This is a genomic window from uncultured Tateyamaria sp., from assembly GCF_947488715.1.
In the GTDB taxonomy this organism is placed as follows: Bacteria; Pseudomonadota; Alphaproteobacteria; order Rhodobacterales; family Rhodobacteraceae; genus Tateyamaria.
Genome location: NZ_CANLAG010000010.1, coordinates 21,473 through 41,276 on the forward strand (window position 1 = coordinate 21,473; position 19,804 = coordinate 41,276).

At 60.6% G+C, this 19,804-nt stretch carries 23 protein-coding genes; 11 read left to right on the top strand and 12 right to left on the bottom strand.

The genetic code is table 11. The features are described from left to right. Positions 1 to 4 precede the first annotated feature (4 nt). The 3 genes from folP to Q0936_RS18080 are packed head-to-tail and all read left to right on the top strand — an operon-like array spanning position 5 to position 2,884. Positions 5 to 982 (top strand): dihydropteroate synthase, encoded by a 978-nt coding sequence (gene folP, locus Q0936_RS18070; protein WP_299297500.1) that lies wholly within the window; start codon positions 5 to 7, stop codon positions 980 to 982. Position 983: 1 nt separating this feature from the next. Then, entirely contained in the window at positions 984 to 2,330 is a 1,347-nt protein-coding gene (gene glmM / locus Q0936_RS18075; protein ID WP_299297499.1) for a phosphoglucosamine mutase, read from the top strand. 59 nt (positions 2,331 to 2,389) lie between these two features. Next, entirely contained in the window at positions 2,390 to 2,884 is a 495-nt protein-coding gene (locus tag Q0936_RS18080) for a hypothetical protein (RefSeq protein WP_299297498.1), read from the top strand. Here the strand turns inward: Q0936_RS18080 and Q0936_RS18085 are convergent. Genes Q0936_RS18085 through Q0936_RS18095 form a run of 3 tightly spaced genes read right to left on the bottom strand, consistent with a single transcriptional unit; the run spans position 2,881 to position 4,467 of the window. Further along, positions 2,881 to 3,810: a DMT family transporter gene (locus Q0936_RS18085; protein ID WP_299297497.1), complete on the bottom strand. Its 930-nt coding sequence runs from the start codon at positions 3,808 to 3,810 to the stop codon at positions 2,881 to 2,883. The genes Q0936_RS18080 and Q0936_RS18085 overlap by 4 nt on opposite strands. Continuing rightward, on the bottom strand, positions 3,800 to 4,147 hold the full coding sequence (locus tag Q0936_RS18090; RefSeq protein WP_299297496.1) for an antibiotic biosynthesis monooxygenase: 348 nt from the start codon (positions 4,145 to 4,147) through the stop codon (positions 3,800 to 3,802). The genes Q0936_RS18085 and Q0936_RS18090 overlap by 11 nt, the downstream gene beginning before the upstream one ends. Next, a complete protein-coding gene (locus Q0936_RS18095; RefSeq protein WP_299297495.1) occupies positions 4,144 to 4,467 on the bottom strand; it encodes an NIPSNAP family protein in 324 nt (107 codons plus the stop codon). The genes Q0936_RS18090 and Q0936_RS18095 overlap by 4 nt, the downstream gene beginning before the upstream one ends. Positions 4,468 to 4,537: 70 nt before the next feature. Between Q0936_RS18095 and Q0936_RS18100 the strand changes: the two genes are divergently transcribed. Genes Q0936_RS18100 through Q0936_RS18110 form a run of 3 tightly spaced genes read left to right on the top strand, consistent with a single transcriptional unit; the run spans position 4,538 to position 6,056 of the window. After that, positions 4,538 to 5,221 (top strand): winged helix-turn-helix domain-containing protein, encoded by a 684-nt coding sequence (locus Q0936_RS18100; protein ID WP_299297494.1) that lies wholly within the window; start codon positions 4,538 to 4,540, stop codon positions 5,219 to 5,221. Between the two features lie 30 nt (positions 5,222 to 5,251). Beyond that, complete coding sequence (locus Q0936_RS18105; RefSeq protein ID WP_299297493.1) at positions 5,252 to 5,569, top strand: metalloregulator ArsR/SmtB family transcription factor; 318 nt, start codon at positions 5,252 to 5,254, stop codon at positions 5,567 to 5,569. Next, the gene (locus Q0936_RS18110) at positions 5,562 to 6,056 is read left to right on the top strand and encodes an SRPBCC domain-containing protein (RefSeq protein WP_299297492.1); all 495 of its coding nucleotides are present in this window, start codon (positions 5,562 to 5,564) and stop codon (positions 6,054 to 6,056) included. The genes Q0936_RS18105 and Q0936_RS18110 overlap by 8 nt, the downstream gene beginning before the upstream one ends. A gap of 18 nt (positions 6,057 to 6,074) precedes the next feature. On the opposite strand, the gene ilvC is transcribed toward Q0936_RS18110, so the two are convergent. Continuing rightward, entirely contained in the window at positions 6,075 to 7,097 is a 1,023-nt protein-coding gene (gene ilvC, locus Q0936_RS18115) for a ketol-acid reductoisomerase (protein WP_299146254.1), read from the bottom strand. Between the two features lie 133 nt (positions 7,098 to 7,230). Between ilvC and Q0936_RS18120 the strand changes: the two genes are divergently transcribed. The 3 genes from Q0936_RS18120 (at position 7,231) to Q0936_RS18130 (ending at position 9,385) form a co-directional block, all read left to right on the top strand. Further along, positions 7,231 to 7,686: an Lrp/AsnC family transcriptional regulator gene (locus Q0936_RS18120; protein WP_299146255.1), complete on the top strand. Its 456-nt coding sequence runs from the start codon at positions 7,231 to 7,233 to the stop codon at positions 7,684 to 7,686. Beyond that, positions 7,683 to 8,141, top strand: a complete 459-nt coding sequence (locus Q0936_RS18125) for an Lrp/AsnC family transcriptional regulator (protein WP_299297491.1) — start codon at positions 7,683 to 7,685, stop codon at positions 8,139 to 8,141. Before Q0936_RS18120 ends, Q0936_RS18125 begins: the two co-directional genes overlap by 4 nt. A 116-nt stretch (positions 8,142 to 8,257) precedes the next feature. Next, the gene (locus Q0936_RS18130; RefSeq protein ID WP_299146257.1) at positions 8,258 to 9,385 is read left to right on the top strand and encodes an aminotransferase class V-fold PLP-dependent enzyme; all 1,128 of its coding nucleotides are present in this window, start codon (positions 8,258 to 8,260) and stop codon (positions 9,383 to 9,385) included. A gap of 15 nt (positions 9,386 to 9,400) precedes the next feature. Here Q0936_RS18130 and Q0936_RS18135 read toward each other — a convergent pair whose 3' ends face one another. Both Q0936_RS18135 and Q0936_RS18140 read right to left on the bottom strand, forming a co-directional pair. After that, positions 9,401 to 10,612, bottom strand: a complete 1,212-nt coding sequence (locus tag Q0936_RS18135; RefSeq protein WP_299297490.1) for a UbiH/UbiF family hydroxylase — start codon at positions 10,610 to 10,612, stop codon at positions 9,401 to 9,403. A 63-nt stretch (positions 10,613 to 10,675) separates the two neighbouring features. After that, positions 10,676 to 11,323: a pyrimidine 5'-nucleotidase gene (locus Q0936_RS18140; RefSeq protein WP_299297489.1), complete on the bottom strand. Its 648-nt coding sequence runs from the start codon at positions 11,321 to 11,323 to the stop codon at positions 10,676 to 10,678. Between the two features lie 104 nt (positions 11,324 to 11,427). Here Q0936_RS18140 and Q0936_RS18145 point away from each other — a divergent pair, with 104 nt between their 5' ends. Continuing rightward, positions 11,428 to 12,081 carry a GntR family transcriptional regulator gene (locus Q0936_RS18145; RefSeq protein ID WP_299146260.1) on the top strand — a complete coding sequence of 218 codons (654 nt, stop codon included), beginning with the start codon at positions 11,428 to 11,430 and terminating at the stop codon, positions 12,079 to 12,081. Here the strand turns inward: Q0936_RS18145 and Q0936_RS18150 are convergent. Beyond that, on the bottom strand, positions 12,078 to 13,949 hold the full coding sequence (locus tag Q0936_RS18150; RefSeq protein ID WP_299297488.1) for a glycosyltransferase: 1,872 nt from the start codon (positions 13,947 to 13,949) through the stop codon (positions 12,078 to 12,080). The two genes, Q0936_RS18145 and Q0936_RS18150, sit on opposite strands and share 4 nt — an antisense overlap. An 84-nt stretch (positions 13,950 to 14,033) precedes the next feature. Then, a complete protein-coding gene (carA, locus tag Q0936_RS18155; RefSeq protein WP_299297487.1) occupies positions 14,034 to 15,191 on the bottom strand; it encodes a glutamine-hydrolyzing carbamoyl-phosphate synthase small subunit in 1,158 nt (385 codons plus the stop codon). Positions 15,192 to 15,401: 210 nt separating this feature from the next. On the opposite strand from carA, the gene Q0936_RS18160 reads away from it, so the two are divergent. Next, positions 15,402 to 15,866, top strand: coding sequence for a GatB/YqeY domain-containing protein (locus Q0936_RS18160; protein ID WP_299146263.1), 465 nt, complete (start codon positions 15,402 to 15,404; stop codon positions 15,864 to 15,866). A 33-nt stretch (positions 15,867 to 15,899) separates the two neighbouring features. Here Q0936_RS18160 and Q0936_RS18165 read toward each other — a convergent pair whose 3' ends face one another. From Q0936_RS18165 to ctaD, 4 genes are all read right to left on the bottom strand, one after another. Beyond that, positions 15,900 to 16,397, bottom strand: coding sequence for a DUF2244 domain-containing protein (locus Q0936_RS18165; protein ID WP_299297486.1), 498 nt, complete (start codon positions 16,395 to 16,397; stop codon positions 15,900 to 15,902). A gap of 69 nt (positions 16,398 to 16,466) precedes the next feature. Beyond that, positions 16,467 to 17,084, bottom strand: a complete 618-nt coding sequence (locus tag Q0936_RS18170) for a peptidoglycan-binding domain-containing protein (RefSeq protein WP_299297485.1) — start codon at positions 17,082 to 17,084, stop codon at positions 16,467 to 16,469. Positions 17,085 to 17,375: 291 nt separating this feature from the next. After that, a complete protein-coding gene (locus Q0936_RS18175) occupies positions 17,376 to 17,942 on the bottom strand; it encodes a hypothetical protein (RefSeq protein ID WP_299297484.1) in 567 nt (188 codons plus the stop codon). A gap of 82 nt (positions 17,943 to 18,024) precedes the next feature. Then, positions 18,025 to 19,695 carry a cytochrome c oxidase subunit I gene (ctaD, locus tag Q0936_RS18180; RefSeq protein ID WP_299297483.1) on the bottom strand — a complete coding sequence of 557 codons (1,671 nt, stop codon included), beginning with the start codon at positions 19,693 to 19,695 and terminating at the stop codon, positions 18,025 to 18,027. Between the last annotated feature and the right edge of the window lie 109 nt (positions 19,696 to 19,804).

Genomic DNA, 19,804 nt, shown 5'->3' on the forward strand with positions numbered 1-19,804 from the left:
TCCCATGCGGTATGTGCGTCCGTTGATGCAGGTAGGCCCGGCGCGACCCGACGATGCGGTTGTCTGTGGCTGGTGCTGGTTTTCCCATGTCGAGGTTCTGTCCCGCGACGCGCCGCCCGAAGTTTTGCCAGTCAGTGCAATGTCGCAGGATGACCTGAGCCGGTTTGAAGGGCCGTGGGATCGCCCGGAGGTTATGGGCATCCTGAACACAACACCCGACAGTTTCTCGGATGGTGGCCGCCACGACACGCTGGCCAAAGCGGTTGCACACGGGCAATCCCTGACGGGGGACGGTGCGGATATCCTTGATATCGGCGGTGAGTCGACACGGCCGGGGGCAGCAGTTGTGCATGTCGAAGAAGAGATCGCGCGCACGGCACCGGTGATCGGTGCACTGCGCGCGGCGGGACACTCAGGCCCCATTTCCATCGACACGCGCAAGGCGGCTGTGGCGCAGGCTGCGCTGGATGCGGGGGCGAGCGTGGTCAATGACGTGTCCGGGTTCACCTTTGACCCTGAATTGGCCCCGCTTTGTGCCGCGCGCGGTGTGCCGGTGTGCGTGATGCACGCGCAGGGGGATCCGCAGACGATGCAGAATGATCCGCGCTATGATGACGTATTGCTGGACGTTTATGATTTTCTGGCTGACCGCATCGCATGGCTGCAAGAGCAAGGTGTGCCGCGCAGCAACATCATCGCCGATCCGGGGATCGGTTTTGGCAAAACGCTGGATCACAATCTGGCGCTGTTGAACCGGCTCAGCCTGTTTCACGGACTGGGCGTCAGGGTTTTGTTGGGGGCATCGCGCAAGCGGTTCATTGGCACCTTGGGCGGCGCGCCCGATGCCGCAAATCGCGCGCCTGGGTCGGTCGCTGTGGCACTGGCAGCAATCGCCCAGGGGGTACAGATCATCCGTGCGCATGATGTGGCCGAACATGTGCAGGCCATTGCACTCTGGCGGGCGGCTGTGGCACACCGCTGACATGACCAAGCTTTTCGGTACCGACGGCGTGCGCGGCACGGCCAACACATCCCCCATGACAGCAGAGATGGCGTTGCGGATTGGTGCCGCCGTTGGGCGATACTTTCGTCGCGACGGCGATAGCGTGCACCGCGTGGTGATCGGCAAGGACACGCGTCTGTCCGGCTATATGTTCGAGAACGCGCTGACCGCGGGCCTGACCAGTACGGGCATGAATGTTCTGTTGCTCAGCCCTGTGCCGACGCCTGCCGTTGGGCTTTTGACCCGGTCCATGCGGGCGGACCTGGGTGTGATGATCTCGGCCAGCCACAACCATGCCCATGACAACGGCATCAAATTCTTCGGCCCAGACGGTTTCAAGCTGAGTGATGCGGCTGAGGCCGAGATTGAGAAATTGGTTGCAGATGGCGTTGAGCCGGTGCCTGCCGGTGACATCGGTCGCGCCAAACACGTTTATGACGGGCGGTATCGCTATGTCGAACGGGTCAAGTCATCCTTTCCCCGGCAGATGCGTCTGGACGGCCTGAAGGTCGTCATCGACTGTGCCAATGGGGCTGCCTACAAGGTCGCGCCTGAAGCGCTGTGGGAATTGGGGGCGACTGTCATTCCGGTTGGTGTGTCCCCGAACGGTCACAATATCAACGATGGCTGCGGGTCGATGCACCCGCAAACGGCTGCTGAGGCGGTGGTGGCCCATGGCGCGGATGTGGGGATCTGTCTGGACGGCGACGCGGACCGGGTGATCCTGCTGGATGAAAAGGGTCGTGTGGGCGACGGAGATCAGTTCATGGGGCTGATGGCGGGTCGCTGGGCTGCTGAAGGGCGCCTGAAAGGCGGGGCTTTGGTGGCGACGGTCATGTCAAACCTCGGCCTTGAGCGATACCTGCAAGGGCAGGGCGTGCGGTTGGAACGTACGGGCGTCGGAGATCGCTATGTCGTGGAGCGGATGCGGTCCGGCGGCTTTAACCTTGGGGGAGAGCAGTCAGGTCACATCGTGATGACGGACTATGCGACCACGGGTGACGGTCTGATGGCGGGCTTGCAGTTCCTCGCGGCGTTGGTTCAGTCAGGCAAGAAGGCGAGCGAGGTTTTGCACGTCTTTGATCCGGTGCCGCAATTGCTCAAGAACGTGCGGTTTGCCGCAGGGCAGGCCCCGCTGGACATGGACAGCGTCAAGGCGGCCATCGCCGATGCCGAGGGGCAGTTGAACGGCAACGGTCGTTTGCTGATCCGCAAGTCCGGCACCGAACCTTTGATCCGTGTCATGGCTGAAAGTGAAGACGAATCCGTATTGAATGCGAGCGTTGACCACGTGGTTCAGGCCGTGGAGGCCGCAGTTTCTTCTTGACGCATCCACACTCAGGGCTTGTAGGGTTGGGGGGTCTTATCCTAACCCGAGTGTTTCCAATGAAAATCCTTTCCCTATCTCTGTCCGTTCTTGCCCTGAGCGCGGGCGCCGCATTTGCCGATCTGAAGGCCAAGGTTTCGTCGCCTTGGGACGGCAAGAAAGTGCCAGCGGGCCAGAACTGCGTCCTTGATGGTGGCAAGGGATCAACCCCGCCGTTTCAGGCCACGGGCATTCCAGCCGGTGCCGTTTGGTTGATCGTCGAGTACAATGACAAGAGCTATAAGCCGCTGTCGCGCAATGGCGGTCACGGGACAATCGGATATGCGGTCAACGGCACATCGGGCAATTTCCCTGCTGTGCCGGGCATGTCCACGCGGATGCCCAAAGGCGTTCAAGTGATCGCGGCCGCCAAGAGCACCGGCAACTATGCCTCGCCAGGTTACCTGCCGCCCTGTTCCGGCGGGCGCGGCAACAATTACGAGGCCGTGGTCAAGGCCGTCGATGCCAATGGCAAGGTGCTGGACAAAACCCGCATGAAGCTGGGCAAGTACTAAGGCGTGTCGCTGCGGCGGAACAGCCGTCGCAGCGCACCATATTGGCTAAGCCCGACACCGGCGAGGATCAGGCTCATCGCCAGCAAAAGGCTGGGCTGCAGGGGTTCCGACAGGAACCACGCGCCCAGCAGCACTGACCACAACGGCACCTGATAATTCGTCAGTGACATGAATACGGGCCCCGCACTGCGGATTACCAGAACGCGCAGCATATTGGCAGCTGCAGTGGGGATCAGGCCGAGAAAGGCAATCACCACAAGGGTTTGGGTATCAGGGCGCGGCGGCGGCCCTTCGATGATGATGGCCAGCGGGATGGTGATGATGGCGGCGATCAGCAGCAGGACGGTGGAGAGGCCGATAGGATCCACTGCAGGCAGGCGGCGCATCAACACCGAACTGATGCCGTAGCAACATGCAGCGGAGACACAGGCCAGCCGCCCCGCGGTTTCCAGTGATGCGCCGGAGCTTTCAAAGGCCTGCCCACCGATCAGAATGCACACTCCGACAAAGCCAATCACGAACCCCAGCGTGCGTCGCCAGGTCATCCGCTCTCCGGGGACTAAGAAATGCGACAGGGGCAGCACGATCAGCGCGACGGAGGCCATGGACACCCCCGCAAACCCGCCCGTGACATATTGCTGACCCCAAGCCAGCAGCATGAAGGGGATTGCCGTGCTGAACCCGCCGATGGCGATGACGGCAAGCAGGGTGCTGCGCGAAGCCTGTTCGGAAAACAGGCGTAGGCCTAGCGCGCGCCAGATGACGATCATCAAAACTGCGGCGAACCCGATCCGACCGGCAGCCAGCCAGAATGGCGTGATGCCGGTCAGCGCGATTTCTGTCACCAGAAATGTGCCACCCCAGGTCAGGCCCAGCGTGGCAACCATGGCCCAACTGGACCACGTGATTTCGGGGTTAGCAGTCATGCAAGGCCTTGCTGTCCGCCGGGGCCTGATCCCGCTCGGTCATGCCATAGTCGCGGATCACACCCGCCACGCGCAGCCGGTAATTGTCAAAGTGGATGTCGCGGCCCGCGCCCTGAGCATCGCGGTGTTCCGGCAGCTTGCGCCAATGTTCCAGCGCGGCCTCGTCCTCCCAAAACGACAGGGACAAAAGCTTGCCCGGCTCCATCAGCGACTCAAAACGTTCGACCGAGATAAAGCCGGGAATGTCCGCGAGATGGTGTTTCAGCGCCGCCGCGCGATTGAGATAGGGCGTACGGTGGCCGTCCTTGGGCCAGACTTCGAAGATGACGGCGATCATGCGGTGTCTCCCTTGGGGGTGGACACGTTCCTGAGCCATGTCCGGTCTTCTTTGAGAATGAATTTCTCGGATTGTGCAAACAGGTAATTCTCTTGCCCCAGCGGGTCAGCGGCGAGGCGGGCGCGGTAAGCTTCGTAAGCGGCAAGGTTTTCAATGTGATAGATGCCGTAGGCCAGGGTGGATGATCCTTCGTGGGGTGCGAAATATCCCACGAGGTCCGCGCCGCAGCGGGGGATGCACTGGCCCCAGCGGGCGCCGTATTCGGCAAAGGCCGCGCGTTTGGTCGGGTCGATCTGGTATTGGATGATGCAGGTGAGCATGGGTGTTCCTTTCGTGATGGGCGATGAATAGCACTTGGCGATGCGGGAATGCTTCGGTTATGATCAAACTATGAAAGAAGGTCCTGACATATCCCACATCGCGTCGCTGATCGGCGATCCGGCGCGGGCGAACATCTTGACGGCGCTGATGGATGGCCGGGCGCTGACAGCCTCCGAACTGGCTGAAGAGGCGGGCGTGAGCCTGTCCACGGCCAGCGGGCATTTGTCGAAACTGGTGGACGCAGAGTTGTTGAGCCCGCGCAAGCAGGGGCGGCACAAGTACTTTCAGCTTGCAGGCGCGGATGTGGCAGAGGTGCTGGAGGCGCTGATGGGCCTTGCAGCGCGGCGCGGGGCAACGCGCGTGCGCACGGGCCCCCGCGATGCGCAGATGCAGACAGCGCGGGTCTGTTACAACCACCTGGCGGGGCGCTTGGGGGTGCAGATGTATCGCAGCCTGTTGGCCCAAGGCGTTCTGGTGGAACAGGGCGAAGACGTGACGCTGACGCCGCTGGGGGTCACGTTTGTGGGTGAGTTCGGAATTGATATCAATGGGTTGAGGGCCGGGCGGACCAAGCTGTGCCGCACGTGCCTTGATTGGTCCGAGCGGCGCAATCATCTGGCAGGCAGCCTCGGGCGCGCGATGTTGACCCGGATGGAAGACAGCGGTTGGTTGCGGCGTGACCCCAAAAGCCGTGCGGTGATCATGTCCGCCACAGGCCAGGTCGCATTCGACGAGGCGTTTCCCACGGTTTGACTTTGTGTAAATGCTGACTTACCGTAAGTAATGACTTACAGAGAATCGCTCACGGCATTGTCGGATCCAACCCGCCGGAGGGTGTTCGAAAGCATTGCGCGCAAGCCGAGTTCTGTCTCTGAAATCGCGCAGGGTTTGCCGGTCAGCCGACCGGCGGTGTCGCAACACCTAAAGGTTCTGTCTGACGCAGGCCTGGTAGAGGTACGCGCCGAGGGCACGCGCCGCATCTATTCCGTTCGCGCGGCGGGGATCGCCGATCTGCGCGCGTATCTTGATCAATTCTGGGACGATGTGATGGCAGGATTTGCCGCCGAAGTTCAAAATACGGAAGGGCAACGCCATGACTGACCCAATCATCAAAACGCTCGACCTGCCGTGTGATGCTGCGCAAGCCTTTGATATATTTGTCAATCGTATCGCGGCCTGGTGGCCGCTGGACGGACATGCGGCCTCTGCCGCGGCAGGCAAGGCGGCATTGGCCGTGACGATCGAGCCAAAGGTGGGCGGGGCGGTCTACGAGACGATGTATGACGGCACCCGCACGGATTGGGGCGAGGTCCTGGAGTTTGAGGTGGGCCGCAAATTGGCGATGACCTGGCATCCGGGTAACAATGCGGACAACCCGACGCGTGTGGATGTCGTGTTTGACGACCTGCCGGACGGGGGTTCCCGCGTGACGCTGACCCATAGCGGTTGGGAGGTCTGGGGCGATGAGGCGGCAGACAAGCGCGGCAACTACGATACAGGCTGGGATTTCGTGCTGGGCCAGCGGTATGCGGCCGCTGCGAAACAAAACAGGCGCCCCGAAGGGCGCCTGAGGGAAGGCGCGCCGTGAAAGCGCAGCCTACAGACTTTAGTTCTTGGCCTTGTCGACCATTTTGCCTGCGGAAATCCACGGCATCATGCCGCGCAGGGTTTCGCCCGTGGCTTCGATCTGGTGCTCGTCGTTGATGCGACGGGTGCCTTTGAAGAACGGCTGACCCACCTGGTTTTCCGCCATGAAGTCGCGCACGAACTTGCCTGTTTGGATGTCCGTCAGGATCGCTTTCATGCGGGCCTTGGTTTCGTCGTAGGGCAGGACGCGCGGGCCGGAGACGTATTCGCCATACTCGGCTGTGTTCGAGATCGAGTAGTTCATGTTGGCGATGCCGCCTTCGTAGATCAGGTCCACGATCAGCTTCACCTCGTGCAGGCATTCGAAATAGGCCATCTCGGGGGCGTAGCCTGCCTCGACCAGCGTCTCGAAGCCCATGCGGATCAGTTCCACGAGGCCACCGCAGAGCACGGCCTGTTCGCCGAAGAGATCGGTTTCGCATTCTTCGCGGAAGTTGGTTTCGATGATGCCGGAGCGACCGCCGCCGATGGCGGAGCAGTAGGACAGGCCGATTTCCAGCGCTTTGCCGGATGCGTCATTGTCCACGGCCACGAGGCAGGGCACGCCGCCGCCTTTGACATATTCGCCACGCACGGTGTGGCCAGGGCCTTTGGGCGCCATCATCACAACGTCGATGCCGGGTTTGGGTTCGATCAGGCCGAAGTGCACGTTCAGGCCGTGGGCAAAGGCAATCGCAGCACCTTCGCGGATGTTGTCGTGCACGTATTTCTTGTAGGTTTCGGCCTGCAATTCATCGGGCATGGTGAACATGATCAGGTCGGCCCAAGCGGCGGCTTCGGCGATGCCCATGGTTTTCAGGCCTTCGCCTTCGGCTTTGGCAATCGAAGGCGAGCCTTCGCGCAGGGCGACGACCACGTTTTTCGCACCGCTGTCACGCAGGTTCAGTGCATGGGCGTGGCCCTGGCTGCCGTAGCCCAGGATGGCCACGTTCATGTCTTTGATCAGGTTGATGTCGCAATCGCGGTCGTAATACACGCGCATGGTGTTTCCTCCGGGGTTTGTGTCTGGGCGGCGTTATACGACGGGTTTGGGCCGTTTTCAGCGTTGCCATTTACATATTTTTGGAACAATGAAAGGTTTATCATTCACCTAAATCAGAAATTTTGGGAAAATCATGCTTGATGAGGTCGATCGACGCATTCTGCGGCAATGGCAAGCGGACCCGTCGCTTGGGCCAGCAGAGCTGGCAGAGCGGGCGCGGGTCAGTCCGGGACAGTTGGCGCGGCGGCAGAGCAAACTGCGTGCGGCGGGAGTGGTGCGCGGTGTGCAGGCGGTGATCGATTGGGCGGCATTGGGTTACGCGGTGGAGGTGTCGTTGCGCGTGACGCTGGACAAGACGCAGGGCCGCGCCTTTGACGATTTCATTGCGGGGGCGCGAGAGGTTCCCGAGGTGATCGAGATCCAGACGTTTTTGGGCCGTGTCGATGTGCGTCTGTCGGTGATTGCGCGGGACATGTCCCACTATCAGCACCTCTATCGCAGCCGCATTCTGACGTTGCCGCATATCGCGGACATCGAGGCGCTGATGCATGTGGCGCGCATCAAGAGCGATCCGGCATTGCCCCTATGATGTCATTGGATGAGGTGGATTTCGCAATTTTGCGATTGCTGGCAGAGGACGCAAGCCAAGGGGCAGGGGCCATTGGCCGGGCATGTGGTTTGTCACAACCTGCCGCGTGGCGTCGCATCAAACGCTTGCGCGATGCAGGCGTGATCGGTGGACAACGTCTGCGACTGAACGCGGAGGCGCTGGGTTTTGGCGTTACGGTGTTTTTAGGCGTCAAACTGGCCACCAAAGGGCGCGTGAGCCTCGAAGACTTCGAACGCGCGGTTTCTGCCATTCCAGAGGTGCAGACGGTTGAACATGTCCTGGGGCTGTATGATTACCGGTTGCGTGTTGTGGCACGGGATTTGCCGGACTTTGAGCGCGTGTTGCGGCGCCGGATCATGACATTGCCGGGGGCGGGTGAGGTTGAAGCCAACGTATTGCTGAGCGAAGAGCGCCGTCCGGGTCCCATCGGCTGAAAACTGTTCCCATTGGCGTCACGCGCTGCCGCATCGCGGCGAAAGTATACTGTGATAGGCTTTGTCGTGGGCGCGCGCAGGCGCTATGTCCAAACCAAACAGGAAAGGACACCGACATGCCCGCATTGCTTGATACTGTAGATCCGCAGGGTCTCGAAGAGTTCTCGGTCGTTTTCACGGACCGGTCGCTCAACCACATGAGCACTGCCTTTCAGGGGGTGATGAACGACATTTCATCCATGCTCAAGGACGTCTACGCAGCCGACGCGGTTGTGGTGGTTCCGGGTGGCGGCACCTTTGGGATGGAGGCCGTGGCGCGCCAGTTTGGTCGCGGTGCGGATGTCTTGGTCGTTCGCAACGGGTGGTTTTCATACCGGTGGAGTCAGATTTTTGAAACCGGCGGGCTGACGGCCAGCACCACGGTTCTCAAGGCGCGGCAGACGGGCAATGCATCGCCATCACCGTTCACGCCAGCGCCCATCGACGAAGTCGTGGCGTCAATACAATCGGAGAAACCAGACGTCGTTTTCGCGCCTCATGTCGAGACGAGTGCCGGGGTCATCCTGCCCGACGACTATATTGCTGCGATGGCGACCGCCGCCCATGAGGTAGGTGCGTTGATGGTGCTGGACTGCATCGCGTCGGGTTGTGCATGGATTGATATGCGAACGCTCGGCGTGGATGTCCTTATTTCAGCGCCGCAAAAGGGTTGGAGTGCCTCGCCTTGTGCCGGTCTGGTGATGATGTCCGAGCGGGCCGTTGCGCGTTTGGAAGACACCACCTCTGACAGCTTTGCCATAGACCTCAAGAAATGGCACCAGATTATGGGTGCCTATGAAAACGGCGGTCATGCCTACCATGCGACGATGCCCACGGATGCGCTGCGTGATTTCCGCGATACGATGCGCGAGACGCAGGCCTATGGGTTTGACAAGCTGAAGACCGCGCAATGGGCGCTTGGCGATGCGGTGCGCGCGATGTTGGCGGCCAAAGGCGTGACGTCTGTTGCGGCCGAAGGGTTTGGCGCGCCGGGGGTTGTGGTCAGCTATACGGCGGATCCGGATGTGCAGACCGGCAAGAAGTTTGCCGCGCAAGGCATGCAAATTGCGGCTGGCGTGCCGCTGCAATGCGACGAGCCTGCTGATTTCCGGACCTTCCGCATCGGGCTGTTTGGTTTGGACAAGTTGTATGACGTTGACTCGACGGTTGCGCGCCTGACCCGCGTGGTGGATCAGGTTCTGTAGCCTAACGTGCGTGCCTTAACCGGCACGACGGGTACCCAGTCCCAATTGCATCAGGGTTTTGCGCACCGGCGTGACCTGGTGCAGCGCGTTCAAACCAAACGCACGGGCGTCGCGTGCAAACACGGATGTCGCCTGGCTGGCGCGGTTGAGCAGGTCCACCCCGGTGACGCGCCTGCGAATGTCGGCGTATCTGGCCGTTTGGTACGCGGCCAGCATTGCGTCATCGCCGAGCTTGTCCGGTTGGGCGGTCGCGAGGGCCAGCAAGGTGCTGGTGTCGGCGAGAGACATGTTCAGCCCTTGCGCGCCGATGGGTGGCACGACATGCGCCGCCTCAGCGATCAAGGCGAGGCGGGTTCCAGTCAATTGTGATGCGATCTGGCTGATGATGGGCCAGATCGTCCGGCGCGATGCCAGTTTCAAAGGGCCGAGGATGTGGCAACTGCGGGTGCTCATCTCGTCCTCGAAATCGACAGGGTCGGCAGACATTCGCCGCACAGATTTCGGGCCATCGTCCATCCAGACCACAGCCGAACAGGGTATGCCGTCGCGGTCTGGCAGAGGCACAAGGGTAAACGGCCCGCCGGTTTGATGCACCTCGGTTGAGACGTTTTCGTGGGGGATCGGGTGGGTGACGGCAAAGGCCAGCGCCTTTTGACCATAGCGCCGTGTGGTGACATCGATGCCTGCCGCTGTGCGCATCGGCGAGGCGCGCCCATCCGCAGCAATCACAAGGCGGGCGGACACGCGGCTGCCGTCCGTGAGGCCAACGCGGGCCTCTGCGGTGCGCCCTAGAAGGCTGCGCGTTGCGACGCCGGGGCGAAAGTCGACGTTTGGCAGGGCATTCAGGCGGTCGACCATTGCGCGGCGCAAACGCCAGTTCGGCAGGTTCCACCCAAAGGGCAAATCGGACACGTCCGACGCACGGAACGCCTTGATTTCCCGCGCGGTGCCATCCTGACCGCCCGCATCGACGATCTGCATTACTTCGAGCGGCGCTGCATACGGTGACAGTTGATCCCAGAGCCCCGCCGCCTCCAGCAATGTGCGTGCTGGTTGCAGCATGGCGGTGGTGCGCATGTCGGCACCATCCGTGTCTTGATCCACAATGGGGGGCGTGGGATCGACGCAGATGACCGAAAAACCAGCGGTCCCAAATGCGGCCGCTGCGGTCAAACCGGCAATGCCGCCGCCGGACACGAGAATATCGCAGGATGTGATCTCTGACATGGAACCCTCCGTTTGACCGTCAACTTATGGCATGTTGCGCCGCGGCCAAGGCGGCATCCTGTCCTACCCCGACAGCGTCGCCAGAAACTGGGTCAGGTCATCGGTGTGATAGTGGATGTGATCCGCAGGCTTCGAGGTTTCGGCGACATGCACGGTTTTCATGCCCATGGCGTGTGGAACGGCGAGGTTGCGGGGCTCGTCCTCGAACATGGCCGCGACCGTCGTGTCGATGCCGTCGCGACCAAACACACGGTCAAAGGCCGCCTGATCCGGCTTGGGATGGAAATCCGCATGTTCCACACCGTACACGGCGTCAAACAGTCCAGAGAGGCCACGCGCGGCCAGCACGCGTTCGGCATAGGGCGCGCAACCGTTGGTATAGACAATACGCCGGCCGGGCAGGTCGCGGATGTGGGACGCGAGTTCAGGATCGGGGACAAGGTGATCCATCGAGATGTCATGCACGTCCTCGAGATAGGGCAGGGGATCTAGATCATGTTCGCGCATCAATCCCGCAAGGGTCGTTCCGTGTTCGCGCCAGTACTGACTGCGCAGGCGGTCTGCCTCGGCTGGGGAAACGCCCAGCGTAGCCACGACATAGGCGGTCATGCGGGCTTCGATCTGGTCAAAGAGGCGCGCAGAAGGGTGGTAAAGCGTGTTGTCCAGATCAAACACCCAGGCGCGGACATGTGCAAAATCATCGGCTGACATGCCCACTGCTTAGGCGTGCTGTGCGCGCGGTGCAAGCGGCTGGGGTTGCGTGTCCGGCGCGGCCCGCCCTAGAGTAATATAATTCAACGACTTGCGAGGCCCGCATGCCTGTCCCACGCCCTAACAACACAGATGCCTATTCGATGATCCTAGAGGCTATCGACATCGGAACGTATCGGCCGGGTGACCGGTTGGTCGAAAGTGAGCTGGCGGACCGGTTCGGCGTGTCGCGCACACCCGTGCGCGAAGCATTGCAGCGTCTGGAAACACAATCGCTTTTGTCGCGTGATGGTCGCAGCCTGATCGTGGCGTCGCTGGACCATAACCAGATGTCCGAGCTTTACGTGGTGCGGCGCGAGTTGGAAGGCTTGGCTGCCTCTCTGGCGGCGCGGCATGCGACATCCGAAGAAGTGCGTATCCTGCGCGACATGGTCGAAGAGGACAATGCACTGATCGGGGACCCCGTGGCGATGGCGCGCGCGAACCGCCGTTTCCATCAACAAATCCATCTTGCGTCGCACAACCGGTATCTGGTGCAACAGCTTGACCTTGTGCATCGTACCATGGCGCTGATGGCGACCACGTCCTTGGCGGCTGTTGGTAGGACAAGTATCGCGCAAAGCGAACATGACGCCATTGTTCGCGCCATTGAGGCCAAGGACGAAGCCGAGGCGGGCACCGCGTTGCGCGATCATATCTCGGTGGCGTTCATGACGCGCCTCAAGCAAGACGCCGAGGCCCGCAAAGAAGACGGCTAGGTCTGGGCCGTGCCATGTTGGGTCTTGTCCCAATAGAACGGCGCAGTCACCAGTTCGTACAACGCCTTGTAGCTCGCAAGAGCGCCCAGTGGGAAGTACAGCGGCATCGTCAGGACCCATGGGATCAGGTGGCGCCGGTCGCGATCGGACGTGGCCAAGACACCGATGAAAATGTTCAGCAACTCCGTCGCGATAAAGAAAAAGGCCAGCGGCCATACGATGGATGACCCCAAGGTGGCCGTCACCGGGTGCGGCAACCCAAAGGTGGGGAGCCAAAAGCTCCAGAGCAGGGGCAGGGCGGCAAACTGCGAGAACGTGGCCAGAAACATGGCCTGAAGCCCCAGGAAACGCTTCCATCCGAGGTCGGCAAGCAGGGCGCGCGGGCTGCGCATGTGGACAAAATACGTGATCAAATACCCTTTGAGCCAACGGGACCGTTGCTTGACCCATGGCCAGGCGCGGGCGTTGGCCTCTTCGAAGGTGGCGGTCGGGATCAATTCGGTGCGGTAGCCGTTGCGCGCCAATCGGATGCCCAAATCGGCGTCCTCGGTGACGTTGTGCGCGTCCCAGCCGCCCAACTCCTCAAGGATGGTCCGCCGGAAAAACAGGGTGGTTCCGCCCAACGGTAGCACCAATCCCATCTTGGCGACCCCCGGCAAGACCAGTCGCCACCAGCTTGCATACTCAATGGTGAAACAGCGGGCGATCCAGTTGTGGCGCGAGTTGTAGTAATCCAAGATGCCTTGCAGGCACGCCACGTCCGGTGCCGCTTGGGCAAAATGCGCGGCCACTTTCTCCAGTTGGTCAGTTTCGGGGGCGTCTTCGGCATCCCAGACGCCAATGATGTCGCCGTTGCAAAAGTCCAAGGCGTAGTTCAGAGCGCGCGGTTTTGTGGTGATGGTGCCATCGTCCGGCACCTCGATCACACGCATCCATCGCGGCAAATCGGTACGGGCCAAAGTGGCGCGCGTGACACTGTCCTTGGCTTCGAGGACAAGCACGACCTCAAGCAGCGCCTTGGGGTACGTCAGACGTGACAGGCGCGCAATCAGCGCCTCCGCGATCCGTTCTTCCTTGAACAAAGGCACCATGACGGACACGCGGGGCAACCGGCCTGTGGGCGCTTTGGGCAGGGGTTCTTGCTGGGCCGGGACGCGGTCTGTCATCAGGGTGATGAGCGCCAAAGCCTTGAGCGTGGTGGTCATGGCCAGCGTAAGAACGCCCCATCCAATGAGAAGCGTTGCGACCCAGAGCGGGAAGGCGACGATGGCCGCGCACAAGAGCGCAAGGGCCAGAACAATGGTCCCCATGCCCAAAGCGGCCTTGGGCGACCACGTCCGACAGCTGAGCGCGTCCGGTAGCTGTGTGACGGCACGGTGGGCCAGTTCAGCGCCATGAAGTTTGCCAATGGACGTATTGATTTGGTCCTGATCGGCGAGCACAGGCAGGATGTCCATGGACTTGCCGGCCATGGCTGTGCGCAAGTCATCCATCCGGTCGGGCCGTGTCGTGGCCACCAGCAACGTTGTTCCGAACCAACGCCACGGCACCACACCAAAGCGTTGGCAAAGCCGCGCAGGAAGCGCCCGTGCCATCAGCGGGCTGGGGGGATCCAGGGTCAAGTCCACGCGATCGGCATCGTACTGCACCGCGAGCGCATCCAGCACATCGGTACGGGCCACATGCTGATCCGCGACAAGGATTTCCCCCAACGGCGCATTGAACTGGTGTTGCTTTGCCAGTGCGTCGAGCAGCGTGGCCTGAGTGATCAACCCTGCATTCACCAATTGCCGCCCCACAGGCAATGAGGGGCGCGCCCGCCGCTGCACAGGGCGGGGTGAAGAAAGACGCAGTAGCGGATCGCTCATCAGGGGGTCCGAACAAATAGATCGGAACCACCTTGGAAGTGTCCAGTTAACGAAGCGTTAAGGTTGTTCAGCTTTCGGGTAATTTCAACCCGAGCGGGCATCCATTGCGGCTGCGAACCGTTCAAACAGGTAGTAGCTGTCTTGCGGGCCGGGGCTTGCCTCAGGGTGGTATTGTACCGAATAGACAGGCTTGTTCTGAACGCGGATGCCGCAATTGGACCCATCAAACAGCGATGTGTGGGTTTCGACCACTCCGTCGGGCAAAGTTTGTGCGTCGACGGCAAAACCATGGTTCATCGAGGTGATTTCAACCTTGCCGGTCTCTAGATCCTTGACCGGGTGGTTGGCGCCGTGGTGGCCGTGGTTCATCTTGATCGTCTTGGCACCCAAGGCCAGCGCCAACATCTGGTGGCCAAGACAAATGCCAAACACGGGAACGTCGCGCCCCAGAATGTCCTGAATCGTCGGCACTGCATATGCACCGGTTGCCGCGGGATCGCCGGGACCATTGGACAGGAACACGCCATCAGGCGCATGTGCCATGACCTCTTCTGCGGTAGCGGTTGCGGGCAGGACGGTCACGTCACAGCCAGCCGAGGCAAGACAGCGCAAAATGTTGCGTTTTGCACCGTAGTCTATCGCCACAACCTTGTGCTTGGCCGCTGTTTGCGGGGCGTAGCCTTCGGGCCATGCCCACCGCATTTCGTCCCAGCGGTAGGACTGCGCGCACGTCACTTCCTTGGCCAGGTCCATACCTTCGAGGCCGGCAAAGCCCCGTGCTGCTGCAACCAATGCGTCGGTGTCGAATATGCCATCCGGATTGTGCGCCAGCGCCACATGCGGCGCGCCCGCTTGGCGGATTGCACGAGTCAGCCGCCGCGTGTCCACACCACCAATTGCAATCCGCCCGCGTGCTGCCAGCCATCCCGACAGATGTTCCGTAGCGCGCCAGTTCGAAGGATCGGTTGGCATCCACTTGACCACCATGCCGGACGCCACCGGATCACCAGTTTCATCATCTTCGGGGTTCACGCCAACATTGCCGATATGGGGAAAGGTAAAGGTGACGACCTGACCGGCATAGGACGGATCGGTCATAATCTCTTGGTACCCGGTCATCGCCGTGTTGAAACACAGCTCTGCCTCTGTCTGGCCTGTGGCGCCAAACCCGTGTCCAAAAAACAAGGTGCCATCGGCCAAAGCGAGGCAGGCGGTCGGTGTGGGGGAGGCGGCAGCGTTCATGGGCGGACCTTTGGCAGCGGAGGAAACGGTGATGACGGGCGGCAAATTGCGCGGAAACTAGTGTGGCGCGCCCCTGTGGTCAAGCCGGATCGGAATTTTGACTTTCCCAATATTTACAATCAGTTAGGTGATTTTAGCCGGGTTGCCTCGCGTATTGGTTTTCAGTATGGTCCCAAGTTCAACACGTGCCCATGGGGATGGACATCAAAAATGGATTTACGCGCCAAGATTTCGGCCGCTCTCAAGCAGGCCATGAAAGACAAGGATGCGGAGCGTCTGTCGACACTGCGGCTCATCAATGCCGCGATCAAGGACAAGGATATTGATGCCCGCGCCGCTGGCGAAGATGACGGCGTAGGTGAGGCCGAAGTCCTTGGTATCCTTGGAAAGATGTCGAAACAGCGGTTGGAAAGTGCCCGCACTTACGAAGAGGGCGGGCGGCTCGACCTGGCCGAGCGTGAGTTGGCAGAGATCAAAGTGATCGAAGAGTTTCTGCCGCAACAACTGGACGACAGCGCGCGGGCCAAAGCCGTGGACGCCGCAATTGCCGAGGTTGGCGCTGACAGCATCCGTGACATGGGCAAGGTGATGGGCGTTCTCAAATCCAAATATACCGGCCAGATGGATTTCGGCACCGTTGGTCCGATGGTCAAGGATCGCCTCTGCGCCTCGTAACGTCCGGTGTGTCAGTCCGGATGTTGCGCTGATTTAGGCCGCACTGTTCGGGCGCCGCAGCGCGCGTTGCAGATCGTCGAACAGGGCCAGGCGTTCCTCCTCACTGAGAAACGCACCGATTTCGACTTCGCGCCCTTTGCCTTTGAGCGTGATGTAATTCGGCACGGGCCCTTTGTCTTCGTGCTTGGTCACCTGCGTCCAATAGCGGTTGCAATCCCACGTTTGCACGTCGCCGTTGGCTTCGGTGCGTGTCAGGTGGGTTTCGTCGTCATCCAGTGTCAGCACCTCAATGATCTGGCGCGCGCGTCTGTTGCGACGCAGAGCAAAATAGACCCCCCACACCGCGAGCATCAGAAACGGCAACAACCCCCACAACACAACACTTCCCAAGAGGGGGAGGGCCGGGATCAGGATCAGCGTAAAAGTCGCAAGAACAAAGGCGGCCATACCGTGCTGGGGCAGCGAATTGTGCGGCCAGAGCCGCAGCTCTTGCACCTGTTCATCTGGTTCTGTGGTCCAACGATAAGGCATAGGCGAAGTATAGGCACCCCGCCCGACATGTCGAAGGACAGGGTGTCGCGGGGGCGTCAACTGTGCCCGTTACAGATCGGTGTATGCCGCCGACGGTACCTGCGACAGCGTGCGTTGCTGAGTGGTGCCAGATGCAAGGTCTTCGCGGTAGATCTTGAGCAATCCGCGTGTCCCGTCAGGCAAACCGGCAATCTGGCCCAGCGTGGTCGCGCCACCGGCTTCTGCCCGCAGGTACGAAGATGTGAGCAGGTGTCTTTGAAAGCTGGTCAGCGTCCCGGTGCCTTCATACCCCATGTAGCGCTGATAGGCGGTTATGGCCGACCGCGTCTTGGGGCCAACGCGGCCATCGACGGTGCCAGCATCAAACCCGAAATAGGTCAGCGCGGATTGAATGTCACGGCCTTCGGAGGTTGCTGGAATACTGGGGCGGTACGTTTTGCGCGGTGCGTATTTCCGCGGCTTCGGGGCATAAGTCGCCTGAGGCGCGCGGGTTCTGGCGCGCAATTGCTGTTGCTGCTGTTGTTCCAGCGCTTTCTTCTTGCGCACTTCTTTCTGGATGATCGCTCCGGCGACGCCGCCCAAGAGTGCGCCCGCGATAAAGTCCTTGCTGTCTGCCGCAACGCGAGTGGCGGGCACGAGGGCGAGCGAGGCCGCAAGTGCGGCGGATGTGAGTTTGGTCGACAACATGTCGGGTTCCTTTCTGCGTATGGCCTGGCGTCGCAATTTTCGGGCAGCGCGGTCCACAAGGCGGTTATGGAACTGGCATATGAGGCGGGAACCGGGTCACGGAAGGTGTTTTGTCTCCTATGCGCGCGCGTGGGCGGCGGTTCGCGCGTTTGGCTGGGGGCTTGGGCGGGAGATGGCCCGGATGTGTTGCGTGATATTGCATAACACTGCAGGTGGAGCTGCCGTTTTTCCGGCATTTCTGTTGCGGCCATGGCCGCAACCCTGGAGTTTGTTCAGCTAGATCAAAGGGGATCAGGATGTTCGGCGAAGGATGGCCAGCAGAGGTAGAACGAAGAGCGCGACAGTGAGCCCAAGATACTCCAGAACAGCCCTTTCATGGAAATGCATCGCGGCGGTGTTTTGCTGCAAGAGCGCTGTAAAATCCTCTGGTGGAAGCTCTGCCAGCGTGCCTGTCATGGCAAAGATGTTGTTAGGCTCCAGAAGGCTGACGGCCACCCAGCCAAACATGATGATCCAGTGCATTGAGTAGGAGAGCAGGCGTTGAGGCGTTGCCAGCCAACGGCTGGTGAGCGCATGCCAGGCGCTGAGACAGAGCAGTATCAGGAGGGGGACTGTCAGTTCGGCGACTACGGAGAGAGGTCGCGTTGCAAGTGCAAAAGGCGGACGTTCGACGGTGGGTGAGATCTGCGTAAACGTTTCCGACACGATATAGGCCGCAAGCACGGCCCTACATAGTCCGGCGAGTGCGAAGGCGTGCTTTGTTGCGGAGACGTGGCGTCGATACATGAGCGCGCTCAATCCGAGCAGCACCAGAATGCAGGTGATTGAAAATGTATCGAGTAGCGGGGTGTGAAGCATCTGCCCTGCGCGTTTTGCCGATTTGAAAAAAGGGCCCCGGTCGCCACCGGAGCCCTTTTTGGGTTTAGATCAGTCCTTGCCGTTAGTGGCCCGGCTGTTTGTCCCAGTCTTCCTGCTTGGGCAGGATTTCGAACGTGTGCTCTGGCGGTGGGCTGGGCAGTGTCCATTCCAGCGTGTCCGCATACTCGTTCCATGGGTTGTTTTCGGTTACTTTGGCGCCGCGCAGCAGCGAATAGGCAATCACACCAAAGAAGAACAGGAACGACGCGAAGGACAGGAATGCACCCCAGGACGACCACTCATTCCAGTAAGCGAACTGTTCGGGGTAGTCGATGTAACGGCGTGGCATCCCTTGGCGGCCCAGGAAGTGCTGGGGGAAGAAGGTGATGTTTGCACCGATGAACATGGCCCAGAAGTGCAGCTTGCCTGCCCATTCGGGATACATGCGGCCCGTCATTTTGGGGAAGTAGAAGTAGACCCCCGCAAAGATGGCGAACACGGCACCCAAGGACATCACGTAGTGGAAGTGCGCAACCACGTAATATGTGTCGTGATAGTAGCGGTCCACGGCAGCCTGGCTGAGGACGATGCCTGTCACGCCACCCGCGGTGAACAGGAACAGGAAGCCAAAGGCCCACAGCATGGGTGTCTTCATCTCGACCGAACCGCCCCACATGGTGGCGATCCAGCTAAAGACCTTGACCCCTGTGGGCACCGCAATGACCATCGTGGCCAGCATGAAGTAAGCCTGCTGGTTCAGCGACATGCCGACCGTGTACATGTGGTGCGCCCACACGACAAAGCCCAGCACACCAATCGCGATCAGAGCCCAGACCATCGGCAGGTAGCCAAAGACCGGCTTGCGGCTGAACGTGGCGATGACGTGGCTGATAATGCCGAAACCGGGAAGGATGATGATGTACACCTCTGGGTGACCAAAGAACCACAGGATGTGCTGGTACAGCACTGGGTCACCGCCACCGGCAGGGTCAAAGAAGGCAAAGCCAAAGTTACGGTCCATCAGCAGCATGGTGATCGCGCCCGCCAGAACTGGCAGGGACAAAAGGATCAGCCACGATGTGATAAAGATAGACCAGGAGAACAGCGGCACCTTGAACAGGGTCATGCCGGGGGCACGCATGTTCAGGAAGGTGGTGATCATGTTGATCGCACCCAGGATCGACGAGGCGCCCGAGACGTGCACCGCGAAGATCGCGAGATCCATCGACATACCGGCCTCGTTGGTGGACAGCGGCGGGTAGAGCACCCAGCCCACGCCCGAACCCCACTGGCCGTTGCCACCCGGTGCCACCACCGAGCAGACCGCCAGTGTCGTACCGGCCACATAGAGCCAGAAGGACAGGTTGTTCATACGAGGAAACGCCATGTCAGGCGCGCCAATCTGCAACGGCATGAAGTAGTTGCCGAAACCACCAAAAAGCGCCGGGATCACGACGAAGAACATCATAAGGATGCCGTGGCCCGTGATCAAAACGTTCCAGAGGTGGCCGTTCGGGGTGCAGTAGTCGTCGGATGCAAAGAGGCGGGCCCCTTCAGCACACATGTATTGCACGCCCGGATCCATCAGCTCGAGGCGCATGTAAACGGTGAAAGCCACCGAAACAAAGCCGACAAGGGCCGATACGATCAGGTACAAAATACCGATATCTTTGTGGTTTGTGGACATGAACCAACGGGTGAAAAAGCCCCGATCGTCTTCGTGCTCGTGCCCGTGAATGGCTGCGTCTGCCATGCGGTGCCTCCTGGCTTGGGATGTTAACGCGTACGGGGTTCCCGTCCGCACACGGATTCTTGAGCGGTTCTAAAGTCTTGGCCCGCGCGCATCAATGGAAGATCGTGAT